This is a genomic window from Sphingobacterium sp. UBA6645 (assembly GCF_002455685.1).
GTDB classification, from domain to species: domain Bacteria; phylum Bacteroidota; class Bacteroidia; order Sphingobacteriales; family Sphingobacteriaceae; genus Sphingobacterium; species Sphingobacterium hotanense.
The window spans coordinates 27,343-48,990 of sequence record NZ_DKLH01000073.1; the positions used below are offsets into that span (position 1 = coordinate 27,343).

Genomic DNA, 21,648 nt, shown 5'->3' on the forward strand with positions numbered 1-21,648 from the left:
AAATAATGAAAACAAGAAATATAATACGATCAATTGCAGGTATCTGTTTGCTAGCAACGAGCAGCATGTTCGTTTCCTGCGAGAAAGAACTTGAGAACGTTTTAAAAAACGATACATACGGTAATGTGTACTGGAAAAATGCGGGTGATGTTGAAGGGGCGTTGAATGGTGCCTATGGACTTTTCCGTAATGCAATTAATACCAATCAAGCATTCTTCATTTGGGGTGATGCGCCGATAGGCAAGTTTGTAACCAACGACGGAACAAACCATTCGGAGATATTCAATAGCGGTAGTTTTGTGACTCCATATCGTGAAACAGGCGTCCATAATTGGACCAACTGGTATAGAATTATCGATGTTGCGAATTTGGTCATTACAAAGACACCGGAAATTCCGGATGCGAGTTTTGCAGCAGGTCAAAAGAACTATTTATTGGGCCAGGCTTATTATATGCGTGCCTTGGCTTATTTCTACATGACCAGAGTTTGGGGCGATGTACCATTGCAGACCAAGCCTACGCAAACGGCTGATGATGCTGAACAAAAAGGAGCAACTCCAAGCGATGAGATTTTAAAATTGGTAGTTTCGGATGCACAGAAGGCCTCTTCATTGATGACCTGGGCGTCTGTAGACGAGTCGGGAAGAAGAAGAGGGAACAAAGGCGCGGCGTTAGCATTATTGGCACATGCAACGGCTTTCCAGAATGACTATGCAAAGACCTTGGTTTATGCTGATTCTGTCATTAATCAAACGGCAAACTACTCACTATTGCCAGGAGGAAATGTACGTGATGTGTTTAAAAATGCAACAGCTAGAGAGAATATATTTGTCATTACTCAGAAAGACAGCGAGACTGAATCGTCGGGTTACAATGCCAATCTAGGAGTTTTCTCTTCTAACTTGACTTTTACGACAACCAGTAGTATAACCTATCCAGGATTCCCCTTTGCGGTTCCTAATTACTATGTGGATCAATCACGTTTGAACCGTTTATACACAGAAACCGATTTACGTCGTGACGATTTCTTTGTAAAATTTGATGATGGTCCTGTTGCGGTAGATAACAATGCGATTACTGCTCGTTACGCGATGCGTAAATACAGCAATTTCGTATTTAAAAATTCGACGGGTCTAGGAAACTTACGTGCCGAAAGCAATATTGTGATTTTTCGTCTAGCAGATTTGATTCTGTTAAAATCTGAAGCCCTTCTTAATTTGAAACGTTCTGGGGAAGCACGAAATGTCCTAAACCAGATTAAATTGCGCGCGGGTATTAGTCAAGCTAGTACTGCAATGGATGATCGTGCTTTATATACCGAAATTCTTATGGAAAGACAACGTGAATTGATCGGTGAGGGACATAACTATTTTGACCTTGTTCGTAATATTTGGAAGAAGAAGAGCGAAGCAGAATTTCCTTTCAGCTCATCTTCGTTAATCTATTGGGGTTTAGCACGTGGAGCAAATGGTTCTGATCGTTTGGCCTTGAAGGGTTTTTACTTCCCTATTCACAATAGTAACTTGAATTCGAATAAAGATATGACGCAGATTCCTTATTGGATGGGTAAATATTAATCTAAAAAAGAAAGAAATGAAAAATATAAATATGTTGTTTATTATCCCGTTTGTAGCGATGCTTTTCTTCTCTTGTAAGAAAGACAGTGTTATCGACGGTGGAGTAAGTAGTCCTAAGGTTAACATGACGACCTATGATTATTTGAAATCACATCCTCGTGGGCTGTTTGATACTTTATTGATGATTATCGATAAAGGCGAGATGAAAGATTTGATCAATAGCAAGGGGACTATGTTTGCTCCAACAAATTATAGCATCAAAAACTTTCTGAGCTTACGTCAAGCGCAGGTAAGAGCAGTCGACGAACGTAAAAACTATACTTTGGACACTTTGTTCAAATACTTTACGCCGAAGATGTTGCGTGATTCGATGTCTGTTTATTTATTCCCTGAAACAATTGTAAGGGATGGTTTGGATGCGAATGGGAAAGAATTTACTAGCAAATTAGACAATTACAAGTTCTTGATTTCCTTAGAGCCACACACTAACGACGATTATAATGCTGGTGGTTTGATTCCGGAGCGTCCTAAGTTTCTGTACTATACGCGTATCATTGGGGAACGTGATGTTCTTGTCGCTGGGCAGATTAAAGATCCTTCGGGTAATGCGATCTTGCTAGATCAGAAGTTTATCTGTCAAACGAGCGGCATAGAAACGACAACTGGTGTACTTCATGTATTGACGAACAACCACACATGGCTTAGAGGTTTAAGGTTAAATATTAATTAAGAAAACGATGAAAAGAATATATAAAGCGGCTTTATCTTGCGTTTTGCTTGCTATGCTGGTTTTAGCCGGTTGTAAGAAGGTGGATGTAGGATACTTGAGCGATAACATCCGTTATGGGTCTAACCCTGTTGTTGCGGAACGTGGGGTTTTTAAAATAGTTACGGGTATTATTCCGGACAACTCAACTCCACCATTTAAGATTACCATTCTTGATGTTCGAAATAAGGCAACGGGACAACGTGAAGAGTCCTTCTTCAAACCTTCGGAAATTACGGTCTGGAAAGAGAAGTATGATCCGAAAACCGATACGACCTTAGCATTGATTGACGCGAAGCGCACAAAAGAGATGCGCCTTCCTTTACAAGTAATTGAGAAGAGCGGCCAATTGATGTTTACTCAAGCGACAGAGGGTGTTCCTGTTGGTGAGTATTTATTGGATTTGAAGATTGAAAATCCGAATGGCACGAAAGAGTATAAGGGCATAACAACAATAAAAATAAATGATCCTTTATTATATGAGCATGTTAATGCACCATATTTCATTCTTGTAGATCCTAAGGATGGTTCGAGCAAACGTTATCCTCATGATGTGGATTGGTTCGATATCTCGAAACAGCAGAGTGCGAATATGACGTTTAAGGTTACTAGAGATGCGAATGGCCCGAACCAAGTTATTCTGAAAGTATATGATAAGAATGGTGCGGTATTCCCTGGAAAAGCTTTAGAGCGTAGACCTAATGGGGATTCGTTCTTAAATACCATGGCAACTTTTGCGTATAAGACAACCGTAACGGAGAATTCTGTCATCCACGACTATGCACAGGCGCGTTTCCCTGATGTGTATTGGGACTCTCAAACGAATAACATTTTATGTTATTATCGTATCTATGATAAGTATATTGAGTCTGTTGACTATGTAGATACTTGGGACCCTCCTTACAAGATTACCTATAAGACTGATCCTAAATCGTACATCCTACAGATGAGATTTGGAATGAAGTTTAACTTGCCAGGAACTTATTTGGTAGAAATGCATTTGACAGCGACCAAGAAAGCTGGAGTAAACTAAAAGAGCGTGTTTAATTAAAGTAGACCATTGGTCTAGCAAAATGGGGGAGAGATCCCCCATTTGTATTTTTATACATTAATACTGCCTTGGAAAACCTGAAGGGCTGGTCCTGTTAAGAACACATTGCTGAATGAATTGCCCGCTTTATGAAATGAGACGTAGAGCTGTCCACCTAATACCCGAATTGGGATATTGAAATCACCATCCTTTCCTTCTTTCAAAGCGACGCTCATGGCTGAAGCCACGGCTCCTGTGCCGCAAGCATAAGTTTCATCTTCTACGCCACGTTCGAAAGTACGCACGAAATACCCTTCACCTTCTTTCTCAATAAAATTGACATTGATGCCTTTTTCTGCATAGGTAGCATTGTTGCGGATAGCATAGCCCTCTTTGAACATATTGATTTGGCCTAAGTCTTCTACAAACTGAACATAGTGTGGCGAGCCCGTGTTGAGCACATAAGCCTCACCATCCATTTGGTATTCCGTAACGGGAATCATTCCTAGATTGACTTGGTTGTCATGAATCTCTGCTTCATGCGGCCCGTCTACTGCCAAAAAGGCAGTGTTGTTTTGGATGATATTGAGATCCCGGGCGAAGGCTACTAAACAACGGCCTCCGTTGCCACACATGGTGCCTTCCCTACCGTCAGCGTTGTAATAAAGCATTTCAAAGTCGAAATTTTTTGTATCTTGAAGCAGCATCAGGCCGTCGCCACCAATTCCAAAACGACGATCACATAGGCGTTTTATTAAATCGTTGTCAGCGGCATTAAAAGCGAGATTTCGGTTATCAATTAAGATAAAGTCATTCCCTGCACCTTGATATTTATAAAATTTGATTTCTTTGTTCATTAGGGTTGAAAATATGCGGTAATTTTAATATTCTTGTTACAATTCGAGCTCTATTTGTTAAAAGCTGTTAAATCTCGGATTTTGAACCTTTTTGTTAACATTTTTTAACTGACAAAAGCTATTTGTTAAAATCTAATGGTATTACATTTGAACTAAGCAATACGAAACATGATTTTTTTAGATTATTCAGTAAATATATGAAAAAGATAGGAGCAACATTATTAACGGCCATCGTTGGAGGAGCTATTGCGGTAGGAGGGTATAAGCTCTTTGAAAATAAACAGATGGACAACATGACGTTTGAAGAGCGTCAGAAAGTGTATTATGCAAATAATCCTGGAGAGGAGGCTTTAATGTCCTCGACGGGTAATCCGGACTTTACGCAGGCTGCTGCAGCAGTTACTCCTGGCGTTGTCCATATCAATGTCACGATGAGTGGTCGTGGTTCGCGTGGTGGAAGTGAAGGGATGCCTTTTGATTTGTTCGAAGAATTCTTTGGTGTACCACAGCAACGTCGCGGACAGGCTCGTCCACAGACTGCCTCGGGTTCTGGTGTTATTATCTCCCCTGACGGATATATCGTAACGAATAACCACGTGGTAGAAGATGCGGATAAAATTGAAGTGGTATTGACCGATAAGAAAACTTACGAAGCAAAAGTAATTGGTCGCGATGCGAACTTTGACTTGGCTTTGATTAAAGTGAATGCGAATAATTTACCTATTGTTAAGTTAGGTAACTCGGATAATGTGCAGATTGGCGAGTGGGTGTTAGCAGTAGGCTATCCACTAGGATTGCAATCGACGGTAACTGCGGGTATTATTTCTGCGAAGGGCCGTCAGATTGGTATTTTAGGCGAGTCGCAACAGCAACAACAACGTGGATATGGTTATGGCCCACAAGAGCAGGTAATCAATACAGCTGTAGAATCGTTTTTGCAAACTGATGCGGTTATCAATAAAGGGAATAGCGGTGGTGCGTTAGTGAATGCTCGTGGTGAGTTAATTGGTATCAACTCGGCGATCGCATCTCCAACAGGTACTTATGCGGGTTATGGTTTTGCTATTCCAATTAACCTAGCGAAAAAGATCTTAGATGATTTCAAAGAATTCGGAAGTGTGAAGCGTGGATACGTTGGAGTAACATTCGCTGAGATCAACGATGCATTACGTAAAGAAGTTGGTATTACCGATGTGAATGGTCTATATGTTCGTGATGTGGTGAAAGGTGGAGCAGCAGAAGCAGCGGGTATTAAACCAGGCGATGTATTGACGAAGATTGAAGGCAGAACGATTTATGGATCTCCTGATTTGCAAGAGCACGTAGCAAGATTACGTCCTGGTGATAAGGTGAAGTTGACATACAAACGCGACGGTAAAGAGAAAGATGTAACGATTACCTTGAAAGGTGAGGAAACGAAAGCGAAATCTGAGAACGGCGATGAGACCAGCGCGTCAGCAACGGAGATCTTCAATAAGTTGGGTGCTAGTTTTGTGCCTGCAACCGATGCGCGCAAGAAAGAATTAGGCATTAGCTCAGGAGTTGTGGTATCACAAGTTCACAGAGGCGGTGTTTTTGATTACTTCGGTGTAGAAAGAGGACTGGTAATTACGAAAATCAATGGTAAGCCAGTAAACTCGGTTGATGAAGTGGAATCAGCTTTATCGGGTACTAAGAGAAACATTGTACGTGTAACGGGTGTTCCGGAAAGAGGAAGCACTGTTGAATTCAACGTACCATTAAAATATTAAGAATAACATAGTACATTGTTTAATAGAAAGGGATGGTTTTTTGAGAAATCCATCCCTTTTTTTTGCTGAAAGTGTCTGTTTTCAGAGGCCATCAAGACCTGTTATTTTAGTCTTAACTTGCTAGAAACATAAAAGTTTTTACAATGCTTTGATGGCTTCGGACCTCGTTGAATGCGTCAAATAATGTTATATTTGGAACCATGAAAATATTGATGGTGTGTTTAGGGAATATATGTCGTTCGCCATTGGCGCATGGCATCATGGCGCATATGGTTCGTGAGGCGGGTTTGGATTGGGAAATTGACTCGGCGGGTACCGGCGATTGGCATGTAGGACACGCGCCAGACCATAGATCAATAGCAGTAGCGAAGACCAACGGCATAGATATATCGGAACAAAGAGCTCAATTCTTTGTGCCTGACCTGTTTGAAAAATATGATCGCATCTTTGTGATGGATCGTAATAATTATAAGGATGTTTTAGCCTTATCTACTTCGGAAGAACATAGCGGTAAAGTAAGCTTGTTTTTAGATGATGACATCGTTCCGGATCCATACTACGACTCAGATCAGTTTGAACCGGTATTTCGTATGATTGAAGCACGCTGTAGGATATTGATCGACGAATTGAATCGATAAATACTAAAAGAGAAATCATGCAAGCAGCAGAGATAAATAAGAAGTGGTCGCATTTGCAAGAGGTAATCGCGCGCACATTTGACACAGATATTCCTGACATCAAGGTGATGTTGTTTTTAATTGGTGTTCAAGAGTTGGGAAAAGGGGCGAAAGAATTTTCGAAGCGTGAGAAGGAAGAGCTGATGCATATCGCAACTTGTCGGCTGTTCAGCAGTCTGGGGTTTTATGAACTCTCGGGATTAGATGAGCAGGGCTGGCCACACTGGAAATTAATAAACCCTATTCCGAATTATACTTTGATGGAACAGGAAATGATTATCAAATCCTTGATAATCGATTATTTTGAAGACGTAAATGTAATTTAATATGAAAAGACTTAGTTTAATGTTTGCTTTTATGCTGGCATTCGTGATGTTGCATGCGCAAACTCCTAAGCATTATTATGTAAAAATATCGACTCCAAAGGGGGAGAGCACTTTGAAGCTTTATAATGAAACGAGAAAGCACAGAGACAATTTTGTGAAGTTGGTGAAGGAAGGCTATTATGATTCATTAATGTTCCACCGTGTCATTCATAATTTCATGATACAAGGTGGAGATCCGGATTCTCGTTATGCTGCTAGCAGACAGGAGTTGGGGAATGGTGGACCAAGCTATCGTATTCCTGCGGAAATCGATCCTGCTATCATTCATAAGAAAGGCGCAATTGGCGCTGCACGCGATAATAATCCAGCAAAGGAGTCTTCAGGCTCGCAGTTTTACCTTGTACAAGGACGAGTTTTTAGTCAGGCGGCATTAGATTCCTTGGAACAATTTCGTTTGAAAGGTGTGAAGCTGAGTCCGCTTCAACGCGAGACTTATTCAACCATCGGAGGTACGCCTCACTTAGATGGTAACTACACAGTATTTGGCGAGTTGGTAAAGGGGTTGGAAATGGTCGATGCTGTTGCTGCGGTAAAAACTGACGACAATGATCGCCCATATAACGACGAACGCTTTAGCATGCGTCTTTTAACAAGAGCAGAAGCTAGAGATCTGGAGCGCGAGCTACAGGGGCTTGGTCCGAAAAAAGGACTTTCGAAGTTGTTTGATTCCATGAAATCGAGAGAATATAAATTACCATAACATGAAGATCATCACCTATAACGTTAATGGAATCCGTGCTGCTTTAAAAAAGGGATGGATTGATTGGTTGAAGATTGCTAACCCGGATGTTATTTGCTTGCAGGAGATCAAGGCGAATCTGGAACAGGTTCCGGAAATTCTGCTTATCGAAGATCTAGGCTATGAGCATTATTGGTATCCTGCGCAGAAGAAGGGTTATAGTGGAACGGCGATTTTTACCAAGAAGACACCCAAACATGTTGAATATGGTTGTGGATTTGAGGATTACGATTTTGAAGGTAGAGCCATTCGATTAGATTTTGATGAAGCTTCGGTCATGAGCGTGTATTTCCCTTCAGGTACGACAGGGGATATACGTCAGGACTTTAAATATAAGTTTCTCGACGATTTTCAGAACTATAGCAATGAGCTATTGAAAGAAAAAGAGAAGCTTGTTATTTGTGGTGATTACAATATCTGTCACCGTCCGATCGATATTCATAATCCGAAGTCGAATGCGAACAGTTCTGGATTCTTACCTGCTGAGCGTGAGTGGATGGAGCAGTTTATCAACTCGGGCTATATAGATTCGTTTAGACACCTGAATGCAGATCCACATCATTATACTTGGTGGAGCTATAGAGCTGGCGCGCGTGCAAAGAACTTAGGCTGGCGCATCGACTATAATATGGTATCCAATGCCTTGAAAGATAATATTAAGGGAGCGAAGATATGGACGGATGCCGTGCATTCGGATCATTGTCCGGTAGAATTAATCCTTGATTAATCGTTCCCCGGAATTTTTTTACAAGCGAGTTACCCCATAAGGTAACTCGCTTTCTTTTTCCGTGAGGGCTAGCTAGATATTTGTTTTTACACTGTTTTGTTTAAAATATTATAAGTAGATTTGAGTTTTGTTGATAAAATCTAACCTATTTTAGCTATTTATTATTATTGTTTGAAATGAAAAAGCCGGTACTTGTTGTAAAGTTTGGTTCTGCGTCGATTACCAGTAATGGTGAAATTGACGAGCAGATTGTATTGGAAATCGCTAGACAATGTGCCCAGCTGCAACCCAAGTATAATATCGTTTTGGTTTCTTCAGGGGCTGTTGCGGCTGGAAAGCGCTTTATCCCCAAATACACAGGTACGCTAGCACAGCGGAAGGCTGCCGCAGCAATCGGCAACCCCTTGTTGGTAAGAACATACGGCACCTATTTCAGACCCTTTAAGATAGCTTTAGCGCAAAGTTTATGCGAGCGACAGCACTTTGCTAACAGGAGCCAGTTTCTTCAATTAAAGAGTACATATGAGACGCTCTGGAAGAATAACATCATCCCAATTGCGAATGAGAATGACGTGGTCAGCAATAAGGAGCTCAAGTTTTCAGATAATGATGAATTAGCAACCTTGATCGCTGTTGGTTTTGGTGCGGAGCAGGTACTGTTTGGGACTTCGGTTCCGGGTGTGTTGGATGGTAAAGGGAATGTGATTCCAGAAATTAAGGTTATCGATAAAGAAGCCTTATCGCTGGCGCGCAAGGAGAAGTCGTCAGTAGGATTGGGCGGGATGACCTCCAAATTGAACTTCGCACGCCTTGCAAATCAATTGGGTATAAAGGCGGTCATCTTCAGTATGCAAACTGAAAATGCCATTCTAAAAGCGGTAAAAGGTGAAACAGGGACAGTGTGTCATCCTCAAAAAACACGGGTTTCTTCTAGGAATAAATGGTTGGCGAGCGGAAGCTTGATTGCAGGTATGGTGCAGGTAGATAAGGGGGCAATTGAAGCGCTGCTGAATAGAAAAAGTTTGCTGGCAGTAGGGATTAAGCAGGTTGTTCAAGATTTCGAAGTTGGTGAAGTCTTTCAGATCGCTGACGAAGAAGGTGTGGTTCAGGCTGTTGCAAAATCGAAAATAGACTCGGTTAGTTTAAAATCGGGGAGTAAGAAGAACATGGAGATCGCGCATGCGAATGATATAGTACTGTTATGATCGAAGATAAGAAAGGGACAATTCAGCCGCAGCTTCAGGCTGCCAGGAAAGCGAAGCAAGTGATGTTGAAACTTGGTTTAGAACAGAAAAAGACTGTTCTAACTGGAATTGCCGAAGCGCTGAGGAGCCATGTAGGTGAGATTATCGTTGAGAACAGGCGCGACTTGGAACGAATGAATCCTTTGGACTCAAAGTATGATCGCTTATTACTGGATGAGTCTAGTATTGAAAGCTTAGCGAAGAGCGTTCTTGATGTTTCAGTATTAGCGGATCCGACGGGTCAGGTACTTAGTGCGCGAGAAGTTGCCAATGGTTTAAGGATTGAAAAGAAGTCAGTTCCTTTGGGTGTGGTGGGGGTCATATATGAGTCAAGGCCAAATGTGACGATCGATGTGGCTAGTTTATGTATTCAATCTGGAAATGTCTGTTTGTTGCGTGGCGGGTCTGACGCTTGGTACACGAATTCATTTTTAGTGCGTTTGATACAGGATGTATTGATTCAGCAACACTTGGATGAGCATATTGTACAGCTTTTACCGACCGATCGTGAATTGGTGACCGAACTGTTAGAGGCTACGGCATTTGTTGATATCATTATCCCAAGAGGGTCACAGTCCTTAATTGATTTCGTAAGACAGAATGCAAAAGTTCCAGTCATTGAGACTGGCGCCGGTGTTTGCCATACTTTTGTGGATGATTCTGCTGACCTCGACATGGCGGCAAAGATTGTTGCAAATGCTAAGATTTCCAGACCCTCTGTCTGTAATTCGCTCGATACCGTTTTAGTACATAGAACAGTTGTTTCGGAATTTTTAGCGAAGTTGTTTCCTTATTTTTATGAAAGCAAGGTCACAGTTTTTGCGGATCCGGAAAGCCATGGGATATTGAAATCTCTAAATTTTCCTTATTTGCAAACTGCGCAGGAATCTGACTACGGAAGGGAGTTCTTGGATCTGATGTGTTCAGTGAAAGTAGTTGTCAGCCTTGAGGAGGCATTGGAGCATATCGCAAATTATTCGTCCAAACATTCGGAATGTATCGTATCGGAAAATCAACAAAATATTACGACATTTATGGAGTCGGTGGATGCGGCAGCAGTTTATGCTAATGCCTCTACCCGTTTTACCGATGGAGCTGAATTTGGGTTAGGTGCGGAGATTGGAATTTCGACTCAGAAACTACATGCAAGAGGCCCATTCGCGTTGGAAAAATTAGTTACGGAGAAATGGTTCGTGACTGGACAAGGACAAATAAGATAATATGGGTATTCGATACGAAAAAGACACGATTCTGAACTGGATTAACGAAATGGGCAAGTTTTTACGCCTGATCGTTGAGAAATATGATGCTTTTGAAAAAGTTGATGAACAGCAGTTGGATCAAGATGGATATGTTTCTTTTTTCGGAAGGCCCAGACAATATTTTTCCGACCTCTCGGATGACGGCCTTAAAGACTTTGTCTCTACCCTCCAAGTGGAGCAAATCAGACCATTAGCCCAACTAATGATGTATGATGGCCTTCTGATGAGAGATAAAAGCTTGCTTCAAAAAGCTAAATTCCTTTTCAATCATCATATGCAAGTGAGCGGCTCATTCTCTTTCGAGGATTATGCTTACCTAGATAAGATTGAGAAGGGCATGATAGCGTAAAATTTATTCCCGCACTTAATTTCAAGAAAACCCACTGAGTTCTCTTCAATTAAACAGCATTTGTTTTCTTGATAACCGCTAATTTTTAGCGATTTGCACGAACGTAGAGAAATATTTACACGTATGGTTTCTTTTGAGCATTATTTTGTCATGTTTATAACGTGCAATCGGTTGCATGTTACAATTTAAATTTCTTTTGTATATAAATTTTGTGAGCAATAAGAGTTATTTAATTTGTAAAGTTAATTAACTATACTTTTCGTTGTAAAACGGGTTAATTATTTAAATTTTCATAGAAGAAATGTTAATGTTTTAAGTTTTTTATAAAATTTAGTTATGTTTGGCGGCTGATTATTCCAAGAAAGAGATATTAAATACTCGATAGCTCTTGAATTGAGGCAATTATTACAAACAACAAACAACTTTTTATGAAACACAAATTACTTAGCTTTCTTCTGCTATGCCTACTAACGATTGGGGTGGCATCTGCGCAGAATCATCAAGTGAGCGGAAAAGTAACATCAGTAACAGACGGTAGCCCTATCAGCGGGGTATCAGTTCGTCTGGTTGATGGCACAATTTCCACTCAAACCGATCAAAACGGGAATTACTCCCTTTTAAACTTACCTTCAAATGGATCACTTTCTTTCACATTCATTGGCTACTCAAGCCAGGTGAGATCTATTGCTGGGAATACAACTATCAATGTTCAATTGTCTGCGGACAGTGAAACTTTAGATGAAGTTGTTGTCGTTGCGTACGGAACGGCTAAGAAATCTGAGGTGACAGGTTCCATGGCGACAATGAGTGCGGAAGACCTAGATAAACGTGTGGTTACCAACGTAACGAATGCGTTAGCAGGTATGGCACCTGGTATTTCTGTTAGTTCAGGAAATGGTCAGCCAGGATCTGGCGCAAGCGTTCGCTTAAGAGGTATTGGATCGATGAGTGCATCTAGTGCGCCATTATACGTGGTAGACGGCGCTGTTTTCGATGGTAACATTGGGGATTTGAATGCAGATGATATCGAAAGCATTTCGGTATTAAAAGACGCTACATCAGCAGCATTATACGGTTCTCGCGCTGGTAATGGTGTAATTATCATCACAACGAAAAAAGGTCGCGGTGCAACGAGATTGAATGCTAGTATTTCTCAAGGTATCACACAACGAGGTATTCAAGAATACGAAACAGTGGGTACATTTGATTACTATCCAACAGCTTTTCAGGCAATCAAGAACTCTTTGATGTTCCCAACGGATCCAAAGAAAGCATTAACTGAAGATGCTGCTACACAATCTGCATTGAAATCTATCTTCAATAGCTTAAAGTACAACCCTTTCAATGTTGCCAATGATCAGATTTTAGGAGCTGATGGAAAGATGAATCCCAATGCTGGTTTAAAATATGATGATTTTAACTGGTATGACGCGATGCAACGCGTTGGAAGACGTACGGATGCGAATGTTAACATGGGCGGTAGTGATGAGAAGACGGATTATTATGTGTCATTGGGATACTTGAATGATGAAGGATATATCTTAAATTCTGATTTCGAGCGTTTCAATGGTCGTATTAATGTGAACTCTCAAATCAAAGATTGGTTAAAAGCGGGTGTGAACATTTCAGGTGCTACATCACAAGGATCTTTGGCTACTGATGCTTCAACTGGAAATGGAGCATCATATGTAAATCCATTCTCATTTATTCGCGGCTTGGGTTCTATTTACCCGGTACACGCTTATGATGCTACCACTGGAGCTCCTGTGCTTGACCCTATTAGTGGAGAGCACCTTTATGATTACGGATTGCAACCAGGAGCTGTGGCAAGACCAAGCGGAGCAAGTCCAGGTAGACATGTTATTTATGAGACGATCTTAAACAATAGAATAAACAAAAGAACACTACTAGGTGGTAGAGCTTACTTGGAAATCAAGTTCTTGAAAGACTTTACATTCACACCATCTGTGAGTATTGACCAGTCAAACAGAAACTTTGATTACACTTGGAATAATAAAGTGGGCGATGGTGTTTCATACAATGGTTTAGGAAATGCTACGAACGAATTGGTGAAATCATACACTTTCAACCAAGTATTACAATATAGAAAATCGTTTAATCTGCACAATGTTTCGGCTTTATTTGGTCATGAGAATTACGATTATAAGCTTAGCTACCGATCATCTACTAAAACTGGTCAGATCGTCTCTGGTAATTCTGAGTTAGATAATTATGTGACTCCGCTATCTACTGGTGGATATACTAACGTAAATCGTTTGGAATCATATTTCGCGAAAGCGTCTTACAACTATGATGAGAAGTACTATTTTGATGCGTCAGTAAGACGTGATGGATCTTCAATCTTCTCGAATAAAAAGCGTTGGGGAACATTCTTCTCGATTGGTGGTGCTTGGGCATTGAACAAAGAGGCGTTTATGCAAGACGTAGAATGGGTTAATGACTTTCGTCTGAAAGCTTCTTATGGTCAAGTAGGTAATAATAGCTTGTTGGATATAAATGGTAATAGAATCTACTACGGATACCAAGCTTTATATAATTTAGGGTATAATAATGGTTCTGCACCAGGTGTAATATTAAGTTCTTTGCCTAACCCTAACTTAACTTGGGAGTCGTCAAATACGTTCAATGCCGGAGTTAACTTTAGCTTATTCTCAAGCAGAGTACGTGGTGAGTTTGAATTCTACAAACGTGGTTCAGATCGTTTATTATTAGACCTTCCTCGTTCGCTTTCATCTGCTGTTCCTTCTCAGTTTGTCAACGTAGGAGCGATGTATAACACAGGTTTCGAGCTTTCAGTGTCAGCTGATGTCGTACGTAATGATGATTTCAGATGGACGATTACAAAAAACATCTCTACGTTCAAGAATAAGATTAGAAAGATGCCTGCGGATAACCCAGTTATCACATCCGGTACGAAAAGACGTGAAGTGGGTAAGGACTACTACGCGTTTTGGTTGAGAGAATTCCGCGGGGTTGATGCTTCAGACGGTTCTTCATTATATACTCCAGCAGATAATGCGAAACCAGATCAAATCCGTACCGTAAATGGTGAAAAATTCGTAGTTGATCAGAGTGTTGCAAAATTCGTATATGCAGGTTCAGCAATTCCTGATATGGTCGGTTCTATCCAAAACACGTTTGACTATAAAAACTTCACTTTATCCTTCTTGTTGAATTACCAAGTAGGGGGTAAGATTTATGATAGCCAATATGCTGGTTTGATGGGAACCGCCGCTTTCGGTAAATCGTATCATATCGACGCATTGGATGCTTGGACTACGACAAACAAAACAAGCAGTATCCCGAGATTAGATCAGTCAAACAGTGCTAACATCAATGCAGCATCTACGAGATGGTTGACAAGTGCTTCTTACTTTAGTATTCAGAACGTGAATCTTCAGTACCGCCTTCCAACTAGCTTAGTAAACAAAATTGACTTGTCTTCAGCAAGAGTATTCTTCTCTGCAGAAAACTTAGGAATTTATTCTAAACGCCTAGGTCTAAACCCTACTGAAGGATTTGACGGAACAAATGGCACGACTTACTTGCCTACGCGCGTATTTAGCCTAGGTGTAAATGTTGGCTTTTAATCTATAACGATTAGTAATATGAAAAAAAGAAATTTAACAATATATGGTACTGCATTGCTTCTGTTATTGAGCGGATGTAGTAAAGATTATCTAGAGACAACCCCAACGGATAAGGTATCTCAAGAGGTGGTGTTCAGCTCCATTGCGAATGCGAATACAGCATTGAACGGTATCTACAGGTTTATGTTCGAACGTACGACCGTTGTAGACTGGAATGTGCAGAATAAACCTGGTGTTGGCGGAATTATGCTAGGACTGGATTTTATGGGCGAAGATTTGGGAATCAGTGCTGCTAACTGGTACACTTCTACTGGAGAAGGAAACTGGGTTGGTGGAAGAACAGATAACCACAAGTTGACAGAATACTATTACCGTACTTTCTATAAGATTATTGGGGATGCTAATGGCATCTTAGATCAAGTTGATGGCTTGACAGGTTCTGATGAAGATAAAAACAAATTAAAGTCACAGGCATTGATCTTACGCGCTTATGCGTACTCTAATTTAGTACAGCTTTACGGAAAGCGTTATGATAAAAACACTGATAATAGTCAATTAGGCGTTCCTCTAGTATTAAAATTCTCAGATAACGCACTTCCTCGCGCGACGGTGAAAGAGGTTTACGACGCGATTATTAAGGATTTAGATGATGTGTTTGCTTTAGATATAGCATCACGTTTGAATAAGTCGCAAGCTAACGTTCAGATTGCTTGGGGTATTCGCGCAAGAGTTGCTCTCACAATGCAAGATTACGCAAATGCGATCACCTACGCAAAGAAGGTAGTTGATTCTAAGGCTTTCCCATTGATGAACCAAAACGACTACGTGAAAGGTTTTAATGACGCTACTTTATCGGAGTTCATGTGGGCATCGATGCCTTCGACTGATCAAATGGATGCTTTTGGATCTTACTTCGCGCAGATAGCATACAATGCTAATACGTCTTTCATGCGCGCAAATCCAAAACGTATCAATTCAGCACTATATGATAAGATTGCTGCTTCAGATGTACGTAAGAAAATGTGGGAGCCTGCGCCTACTGCAGCGAATTTCCCTTTACCGCTTACTTCATTTGTGCGTGAGCCTTATATGTCTAGAAAATTCTCTGTAAAGGCCGCTGGCGGTGCGTTGGGAGATGTTCCATTGATGCGTACTTCTGAAATGTACTTGATCTTAGCAGAAGCTTATGCAAGTAGTAATCAGACTGCCTTGGCACAAGATATACTATTCGAATACGCAAAGGTGAGAGATACTGAAGCAGTAAAATCTTCGAATACAGGAAATGCATTACTGGAAGAGATATGGGTGCACAGAAGAACAGAGCTTTGGGGCGAAGGATTTAGATACTACGATCTAAAAAGATTGAACAAAGGCTTAGATAGAACTGTAGTTCCAAACTATGTTCAATCCTCAGTAGGTCTTAGCGCAATGGAAGTACCTGCCGGCGATAATAGATGGCAGTTCTTAATCCCACTTGCGGAAATTAATGCTAACAAAGAAGTCATTCAGAATGATTAATCAATAGTTTAAAGTAAATAAAAAAGCGGTCTCGAATTTGAGACCGCTTTTATTTTGTATCAATGTTTGGTTTAATCTTTCAAGATCTCTCTTGCAATTACCAATCGTTGGATTTCAGAAGTTCCCTCATATATTTGGGTAATTTTTGCGTCGCGCATCAAGCGTTCGACGTGATATTCTTTGACATAGCCGTATCCGCCGTGAATCTGTACGGCTTCTACTGTATGTTGCATAGCGACCTCGGAAGTCTTTAATTTCGCCATTGCTGCAATCTTCCCATAGGGTAGTCCCTGGTCTTTAGTCCATGCCGCCTTATAGGTTAATAATCTTGCTCCCTCAATATCCACCTCCATATCCGCTAGCTTAAACTGTATAGCTTGATGATTGTTAATCGGTTTACCGAATGTCTTCCTTTCCTTGGAATAGGCGAGCGCTAAGTCATATGCGCCTGAAGCAATACCAAGAGCTTGGGCAGCAATGCCGATACGACCACCATCTAGGGTTTTCATTGCAAATTTAAACCCGAAACCATCTTCACCGATCCTATTTTCTTTCGGTATTCTCACGTCGGAGAACATCAGAGAGTGCGTATCTGAACTACGGATACCGAGTTTATTCTCTTTAGGGCCTATTGTAAATCCCGCTGTGCCTTTTTCGACAATCAATACGTTGATTCCACGATGCCCCAATTCAGGATGCGTTTGAGCAATTACGAGGTATATTTCAGCATTTCCACCGTTTGTAATCCAGTTCTTTGTGCCATTTAATAAGTAGTGGTCTCCCTTATCTTCAGCAGTTGTGTGTTGCGAGGAAGCATCAGACCCCGCTTCCGGCTCAGACAATGCGAAGGCACCAAGCTTTTCTCCCTTAGCTAACGGGACCAAGTATTTCTGTTTCTGTTCTTCAGTGCCATATTCGTTGAGGCCGTATAGCACAAGAGAGTTATGTGCAGACATGATTACAGCAGCCGAGGCGTCAATCTTCGCTATTTCTTCAAGAGCCAATACATACGCTAAGGTATCCATTCCGGCACCTCCATATTGCTCAGGAACCATAATGCCCATGAAGCCAAGCTCGCCCATCTTCTTAACAAATTCTGATGGAAACTTCGCATGTTCATCTCGTTCTATCACTCCTGGTTTTAATTCTTGAGCAAACTCTCGAGCTGCTTCTTGAATCATTTTATGTTCTTCTGATAATTCGAATTGCATGATATGTTTATATGGTATATATCAAATATAATTAAAAATACTATGCGAGCATAATAAACAAAGCAAAATATCTAAAGGTATTTCCGCTAATTTGCATTTGTCAAAACCATTCGGCCTATTCTATGGTTTTTATTTTAGTTTGAATATCAGTATGGTATCAGATTTTTATCATACTAATTGTATTTTCTAATAAAATCTACTATATTGGTAGAGTATTTTAATTCGTTCATTATAAACAACAACAATATGAGTTTAAGACTAGGTGATTTAGCACCAAATTTTCAAGCAAAAACAACTGTAGGAGATATTGATTTCTACGAATATATCGATGGTTCATGGGCAGTTTTATATTCCCATCCATCGGATTACACACCTGTTTGCACCACAGAGCTCGGAAGGACAGCTAAGTTAAAATCTGAATTCGATAAGAGAAATGTGAAGGTTTTGGCTTTAAGTGTAGACTCGGTAGAGGATCACCACGGCTGGATCAAGGATATCAACGATACACAACAGACCGAAGTTAATTTCCCAATTATTGCAGATGAGGATAAACATATTGCGGAGCTTTATGATATGATTCATCCGAACGCATCAGCAACGGCGACTGTTCGTTCCGTATTTGTTATTGGTCCTGACAAGAAGGTAAAATTAACATTAACTTATCCAGCATCTACCGGACGTAACTTCCAAGAAATTCTGAGAGTAATCGATTCATTGCAGTTGACTGATGAATACCAAGTGGCTACGCCAGCTGATTGGAACGATGGAGAGGATGTTATTGTCGTTCCGGCAATTAAAACGGAGGAGATTCCTGGAAAATTCCCAAAGGGCTATACTGAAATACGTCCGTATTTAAGAACGACACCTCAACCAAATAAGTAGATCTTACAATATTATACAGAAGGCCAGCTACTAGCTGGCTTTTTCATTATATGTCTTTTTCTTCTTTCTCCGATCAAGGAACGAAGTGATGGTAGCAATCAATAATACGATTACAATCTGTTTGAAGAATGTTAAGAAGTCAAATTCATCATGCACGTCAGCACTAAAATAGCCGAATGCCTGTATTGCTATAACGATGATCGAGAAGATGCCAAAGTAGGTCCAAAAGGTCCGCATATGCGTTTGTTTGTTCTTTAAATATACGTATCAAATCGAACAGTTCAATATTGAGGATGCTAAAAGTTCCTGATGCGCATCCTGTTAACATTAGAACAAAGAAAAAGGTGCTACTTTTTGTAACACCTCATTTCATACAAGTCCAATTTATGACTAATATACCTTGACCATATAGATAAAATCTTGCAGCTTCTTAATCTGCTCGGTCCTCGGTAAATTTGATAGGCTATTTTTATTGCTTAGCACAATATTTCCACGTAAAGACTCTTCCGGAATTCTATTCAATGTTTCTACTAATGCTTTTGTTTTGATCGCAAATGCGGCACCATCAATGCCCTTTTGCTTACCAGAAATAATACCGATGATGTTTCCAAATTTGTCAAGAACCGGACCTCCACTGTTTCCTGGATTTACAGGAACAGAGATTTGGTATGCGGTGGTATCTCCGCTATAACCAGTTTCCGAACTCAAATATCCTTCACCATATACCGCCTCATCTCTTGGATAACCAATGGTATAGATACCCTCACCCAAATCTAAGTTCTGACGTTTAAACGTATAGGGTATATAAGAAGGCTTTGTGAAAGTCGTATCTGAAATATGAAGGATTGCAATATCCTTTTCTGGATCCGTATGTATAATAGATGCTCTGAATGATTCTCCCTTATTATTTTGAAGGTGGATAGAGTCAGCACCATTGACAACGTGATAATTCGTAACAACATAGCCATCCTTGGTCAGCATAAAGCCTGTTGCTCCGTATTGAAGAGCCGCTTGGTTGACTGTTTCCTTGTTGATATTGCGAATTGCATTATGATGCGCATTGACATTACGTTTTACATTATTCACCTCTCTACGTAATGCACTGTATTCCGAAGTTGTCTTTCTGATTGTCGAGAAATAACCCGTCAAATAAAGAGTCGCTAAGGAGGAAATAACCGCTACTACAGCCGCAGCAACTGCATTGATCTTTAATTTCTTCCACATGCGGTAAATCACAGCCTCTTTAGGCGCCTCAATCACTTGCGCAGATAATTTATTTTTAAACTCAGCTCGTGCGGATTGGCGTTTCATGGTATCAACGAAGTCCTGATGAGACTGGAAGACCTCATTCAACGCAGAGTCCTCATTTAGAAGCGCGTCAAATGCCATGCGCTCTTGCGCATTCATTTCACCGTTTAAATAACGATCAGCTTGTTCTATAAATTCTTGATGTCTCATTAAAATATCACCCTTCTACTTTTGATCAAAGAATAGTTTCTTCAACCGTTGTAAGCATTTATACTTTTGATTTTTTGCATTATCAGCATTTGTGTAACCAAGTTTGTCACAGATATACTGCATGGACTTGTTCTTGATGTAAAACTCTCTTAGAATCGTGCTACAGGGCTCTCCCAATGATTCTAATGCAGATTCCATCTTGTCAAATTTGGTTTCTAACTCTTTATGCTGCTGAAGATCCTCCTCAACATCCGGAATCTCGAAATTCTCATGATCCGTAATGCTGAACGAGTTACCTTTCTTGCTCAAACTCTTTAACCAGAGTCGTCTACAAATAGCGTATAAGAACGTGCTTAGCCTACTGCTTAATACAAAATCATCATGAGTAACTTTGTCGTATAATACCATGACCCCTTCCTGAAAGATGTCCTGTGCCTCTTCTTCCGTCCCATTGTTGTTCACAATCAAATGGGAAATAGATGGGTAAAATGACTTGTAGATATACGATATCGCATCATTATCGCCATTTCGCATCCCCTCGACTATCTCAGCATCGTCCCGCGATTTTGGTAATATCTTTCTTATTTTACTCACTTATTAATACGCTAATTCTCAAATAGTAACCCAAGTAGATGAAATATTTTTTTCTTTATTCAATCTCTCAAACGTAATAGAAATTTTATGAAAAATCAATAAAATTTAACCTATACAATTGTATATATGAAAAAAAGGGGCTTTTGAAAACAAAAGTCCCTTATGCTTAATATTTTAGGAAAGTGTTAAATTCCGGCGAACATCGTATTATATTGCTCGCCAAGGATCGGAACCACTTTCTGTTTACCATTCGCTGCATTCATGATGCCGACAATCCACATAATGACGCCGACTATAACGCCTGCAATGGAAATAATCCATCCAACATATGGAATGTAAGAAAGAATACTTACGGCAAAGAGCGTAATTACAATACCCAACGACTGTCGAATGTGAAATCTCGCAAACTCATTTTTCTTCTCGTTATTTAAAACGAATGCAATAATTAGCCCGATTAAGGTTAAATAAGCAATGATAGCAATGTTTTTACCATCGTCAATGCTGTTTTGGGGCTGATTTTCCATTGGATTAAGCGGTGTTTCCATATGTTTAGGGTTATAAGTTTCTACTAAATTTAAGATAAATATTTGATAATGACAGATATAATAGCTTAATATTTTAACGATCTTTACCTTGATTAGGAAGCTAAACAAAAGCGATATATCAGTTGTTGAAGTAGAAAGACTGACAAACTATGGAAGAAAAAATTATTAAATATCCGCATCCAAATGGGGAAATCACGGTACTTTGGAAGCCGGAGCGATGCGAACATGCAGGAGTCTGTGTGAAGATGTTGCCTCAAGTCTACAACCCAAAAGATCGTCCTTGGTTGAAACCGGAGAACGCCGGAACAGAAGACTTAATCAAGCAAATTAATCAATGTCCTTCGGGCGCTTTGTCTTTTATCGACAATCGCATTTAGGAGTAACAAGAAAGGATAGAAAACAAAAAAGGTGTTAAACATTACGTTTAACACCTTTTTACTTTAAGCGGTCTGGACGGGACTCGA

21 protein-coding genes are annotated in these 21,648 nt (G+C 40.3%); 15 read left to right on the forward strand and 6 right to left on the reverse strand.

Going from position 1 to position 21,648, the window contains the following annotated elements:
* The first annotated feature begins 5 nt into the window (after positions 1-5).
* Genes B2400_RS13185 through B2400_RS13195 form a run of 3 tightly spaced genes read left to right on the forward strand, consistent with a single transcriptional unit; the run spans position 6 to position 3,376 of the window.
* A complete protein-coding gene (locus B2400_RS13185; protein ID WP_293934092.1) occupies positions 6-1,577 on the forward strand; it encodes a RagB/SusD family nutrient uptake outer membrane protein in 1,572 nt (523 codons plus the stop codon).
* Between the two features lie 16 nt (positions 1,578-1,593).
* Positions 1,594-2,307, forward strand: a complete 714-nt coding sequence (locus B2400_RS13190) for a hypothetical protein (protein WP_293934094.1) — start codon at positions 1,594-1,596, stop codon at positions 2,305-2,307.
* Between the two features lie 7 nt (positions 2,308-2,314).
* Complete coding sequence (locus B2400_RS13195) at positions 2,315-3,376, forward strand: DUF5007 domain-containing protein (RefSeq protein WP_293934097.1); 1,062 nt, start codon at positions 2,315-2,317, stop codon at positions 3,374-3,376.
* A 68-nt stretch (positions 3,377-3,444) separates the two neighbouring features.
* Here B2400_RS13195 and dapF read toward each other — a convergent pair whose 3' ends face one another.
* Positions 3,445-4,230, reverse strand: a complete 786-nt coding sequence (dapF, locus tag B2400_RS13200) for a diaminopimelate epimerase (RefSeq protein ID WP_293934100.1) — start codon at positions 4,228-4,230, stop codon at positions 3,445-3,447.
* A 197-nt stretch (positions 4,231-4,427) separates the two neighbouring features.
* Between dapF and B2400_RS13205 the strand changes: the two genes are divergently transcribed.
* From B2400_RS13205 to B2400_RS13250, 10 genes are all read left to right on the forward strand, one after another.
* The gene (locus tag B2400_RS13205) at positions 4,428-5,981 is read left to right on the forward strand and encodes a Do family serine endopeptidase (protein ID WP_149527263.1); all 1,554 of its coding nucleotides are present in this window, start codon (positions 4,428-4,430) and stop codon (positions 5,979-5,981) included.
* Between the two features lie 200 nt (positions 5,982-6,181).
* On the forward strand, positions 6,182-6,619 hold the full coding sequence (locus tag B2400_RS13210; RefSeq protein ID WP_293934104.1) for a low molecular weight protein-tyrosine-phosphatase: 438 nt from the start codon (positions 6,182-6,184) through the stop codon (positions 6,617-6,619).
* A gap of 17 nt (positions 6,620-6,636) precedes the next feature.
* The gene (locus tag B2400_RS13215) at positions 6,637-6,984 is read left to right on the forward strand and encodes a hypothetical protein (RefSeq protein WP_149527261.1); all 348 of its coding nucleotides are present in this window, start codon (positions 6,637-6,639) and stop codon (positions 6,982-6,984) included.
* 1 nt (position 6,985) lies between these two features.
* On the forward strand, positions 6,986-7,744 hold the full coding sequence (locus B2400_RS13220; RefSeq protein ID WP_293934108.1) for a peptidylprolyl isomerase: 759 nt from the start codon (positions 6,986-6,988) through the stop codon (positions 7,742-7,744).
* A gap of 1 nt (position 7,745) precedes the next feature.
* Positions 7,746-8,510, forward strand: a complete 765-nt coding sequence (locus tag B2400_RS13225; RefSeq protein WP_293934111.1) for an exodeoxyribonuclease III — start codon at positions 7,746-7,748, stop codon at positions 8,508-8,510.
* A 176-nt stretch (positions 8,511-8,686) separates the two neighbouring features.
* Complete coding sequence (gene proB / locus B2400_RS13230; protein ID WP_293934114.1) at positions 8,687-9,715, forward strand: glutamate 5-kinase; 1,029 nt, start codon at positions 8,687-8,689, stop codon at positions 9,713-9,715.
* Entirely contained in the window at positions 9,712-10,974 is a 1,263-nt protein-coding gene (locus B2400_RS13235) for a glutamate-5-semialdehyde dehydrogenase (protein ID WP_293934117.1), read from the forward strand. Before proB ends, B2400_RS13235 begins: the two co-directional genes overlap by 4 nt.
* A 1-nt stretch (position 10,975) precedes the next feature.
* On the forward strand, positions 10,976-11,365 hold the full coding sequence (locus B2400_RS13240) for a hypothetical protein (protein ID WP_293934119.1): 390 nt from the start codon (positions 10,976-10,978) through the stop codon (positions 11,363-11,365).
* A 428-nt stretch (positions 11,366-11,793) separates the two neighbouring features.
* Positions 11,794-14,976: a SusC/RagA family TonB-linked outer membrane protein gene (locus B2400_RS13245; RefSeq protein WP_293934121.1), complete on the forward strand. Its 3,183-nt coding sequence runs from the start codon at positions 11,794-11,796 to the stop codon at positions 14,974-14,976.
* 18 nt (positions 14,977-14,994) lie between these two features.
* On the forward strand, positions 14,995-16,494 hold the full coding sequence (locus B2400_RS13250; protein ID WP_293934124.1) for a RagB/SusD family nutrient uptake outer membrane protein: 1,500 nt from the start codon (positions 14,995-14,997) through the stop codon (positions 16,492-16,494).
* Between the two features lie 71 nt (positions 16,495-16,565).
* On the opposite strand, the gene B2400_RS13255 is transcribed toward B2400_RS13250, so the two are convergent.
* Positions 16,566-17,705 carry an acyl-CoA dehydrogenase gene (locus B2400_RS13255; protein ID WP_293934126.1) on the reverse strand — a complete coding sequence of 380 codons (1,140 nt, stop codon included), beginning with the start codon at positions 17,703-17,705 and terminating at the stop codon, positions 16,566-16,568.
* Positions 17,706-17,951: 246 nt separating this feature from the next.
* Here B2400_RS13255 and B2400_RS13260 point away from each other — a divergent pair, with 246 nt between their 5' ends.
* The gene (locus B2400_RS13260) at positions 17,952-18,587 is read left to right on the forward strand and encodes a peroxiredoxin (RefSeq protein WP_149527252.1); all 636 of its coding nucleotides are present in this window, start codon (positions 17,952-17,954) and stop codon (positions 18,585-18,587) included.
* Positions 18,588-18,617: 30 nt separating this feature from the next.
* On the opposite strand, the gene B2400_RS13265 is transcribed toward B2400_RS13260, so the two are convergent.
* The 4 genes from B2400_RS13265 to B2400_RS13280 form a co-directional block, all read right to left on the reverse strand.
* The gene (locus B2400_RS13265; RefSeq protein ID WP_286650394.1) at positions 18,618-18,824 is read right to left on the reverse strand and encodes a hypothetical protein; all 207 of its coding nucleotides are present in this window, start codon (positions 18,822-18,824) and stop codon (positions 18,618-18,620) included.
* A gap of 153 nt (positions 18,825-18,977) precedes the next feature.
* Positions 18,978-20,045 (reverse strand): S1 family peptidase, encoded by a 1,068-nt coding sequence (locus tag B2400_RS13270; protein WP_293934128.1) that lies wholly within the window; start codon positions 20,043-20,045, stop codon positions 18,978-18,980.
* A 15-nt stretch (positions 20,046-20,060) separates the two neighbouring features.
* Positions 20,061-20,639 (reverse strand): RNA polymerase sigma factor, encoded by a 579-nt coding sequence (locus tag B2400_RS13275; RefSeq protein ID WP_293934129.1) that lies wholly within the window; start codon positions 20,637-20,639, stop codon positions 20,061-20,063.
* 185 nt (positions 20,640-20,824) lie between these two features.
* Positions 20,825-21,184 (reverse strand): DUF4870 domain-containing protein, encoded by a 360-nt coding sequence (locus B2400_RS13280; protein ID WP_223110834.1) that lies wholly within the window; start codon positions 21,182-21,184, stop codon positions 20,825-20,827.
* Between the two features lie 149 nt (positions 21,185-21,333).
* On the opposite strand from B2400_RS13280, the gene B2400_RS13285 reads away from it, so the two are divergent.
* The gene (locus B2400_RS13285; protein WP_293934132.1) at positions 21,334-21,561 is read left to right on the forward strand and encodes a (4Fe-4S)-binding protein; all 228 of its coding nucleotides are present in this window, start codon (positions 21,334-21,336) and stop codon (positions 21,559-21,561) included.
* The last annotated feature ends 87 nt before the right edge of the window (positions 21,562-21,648 follow it).

Excerpts from the sequence above, each read along its gene's own strand:
- B2400_RS13210 (WP_293934104.1), top strand. The coding sequence starts at position 6,182 with ATGAAAATATTGATGGTGTGTTTAGGGAATATATGTCGTTCGCCATTG.
- B2400_RS13280 (WP_223110834.1), bottom strand. The coding sequence starts at position 21,184 with ATGGAAACACCGCTTAATCCAATGGAAAATCAGCCCCAAAACAGCATT.
- B2400_RS13195 (WP_293934097.1), top strand. The coding sequence starts at position 2,315 with ATGAAAAGAATATATAAAGCGGCTTTATCTTGCGTTTTGCTTGCTATG.
- B2400_RS13260 (WP_149527252.1), top strand. The coding sequence starts at position 17,952 with ATGAGTTTAAGACTAGGTGATTTAGCACCAAATTTTCAAGCAAAAACA.
- B2400_RS13225 (WP_293934111.1), top strand. The coding sequence starts at position 7,746 with ATGAAGATCATCACCTATAACGTTAATGGAATCCGTGCTGCTTTAAAA.
- B2400_RS13235 (WP_293934117.1), top strand. The coding sequence starts at position 9,712 with ATGATCGAAGATAAGAAAGGGACAATTCAGCCGCAGCTTCAGGCTGCC.
- B2400_RS13285 (WP_293934132.1), top strand. The coding sequence starts at position 21,334 with ATGGAAGAAAAAATTATTAAATATCCGCATCCAAATGGGGAAATCACG.
- B2400_RS13205 (WP_149527263.1), top strand. The coding sequence starts at position 4,428 with ATGAAAAAGATAGGAGCAACATTATTAACGGCCATCGTTGGAGGAGCT.
- B2400_RS13245 (WP_293934121.1), top strand. The coding sequence starts at position 11,794 with ATGAAACACAAATTACTTAGCTTTCTTCTGCTATGCCTACTAACGATT.
- B2400_RS13215 (WP_149527261.1), top strand. The coding sequence starts at position 6,637 with ATGCAAGCAGCAGAGATAAATAAGAAGTGGTCGCATTTGCAAGAGGTA.
- B2400_RS13270 (WP_293934128.1), bottom strand. The coding sequence starts at position 20,045 with ATGAGACATCAAGAATTTATAGAACAAGCTGATCGTTATTTAAACGGT.
- B2400_RS13190 (WP_293934094.1), top strand. The coding sequence starts at position 1,594 with ATGAAAAATATAAATATGTTGTTTATTATCCCGTTTGTAGCGATGCTT.
- dapF (WP_293934100.1), bottom strand. The coding sequence starts at position 4,230 with ATGAACAAAGAAATCAAATTTTATAAATATCAAGGTGCAGGGAATGAC.
- B2400_RS13240 (WP_293934119.1), top strand. The coding sequence starts at position 10,976 with ATGGGTATTCGATACGAAAAAGACACGATTCTGAACTGGATTAACGAA.
- B2400_RS13250 (WP_293934124.1), top strand. The coding sequence starts at position 14,995 with ATGAAAAAAAGAAATTTAACAATATATGGTACTGCATTGCTTCTGTTA.
- B2400_RS13265 (WP_286650394.1), bottom strand. The coding sequence starts at position 18,824 with ATGCGGACCTTTTGGACCTACTTTGGCATCTTCTCGATCATCGTTATA.
- B2400_RS13220 (WP_293934108.1), top strand. The coding sequence starts at position 6,986 with ATGAAAAGACTTAGTTTAATGTTTGCTTTTATGCTGGCATTCGTGATG.
- B2400_RS13255 (WP_293934126.1), bottom strand. The coding sequence starts at position 17,705 with ATGCAATTCGAATTATCAGAAGAACATAAAATGATTCAAGAAGCAGCT.
- proB (WP_293934114.1), top strand. The coding sequence starts at position 8,687 with ATGAAAAAGCCGGTACTTGTTGTAAAGTTTGGTTCTGCGTCGATTACC.
- B2400_RS13185 (WP_293934092.1), top strand. The coding sequence starts at position 6 with ATGAAAACAAGAAATATAATACGATCAATTGCAGGTATCTGTTTGCTA.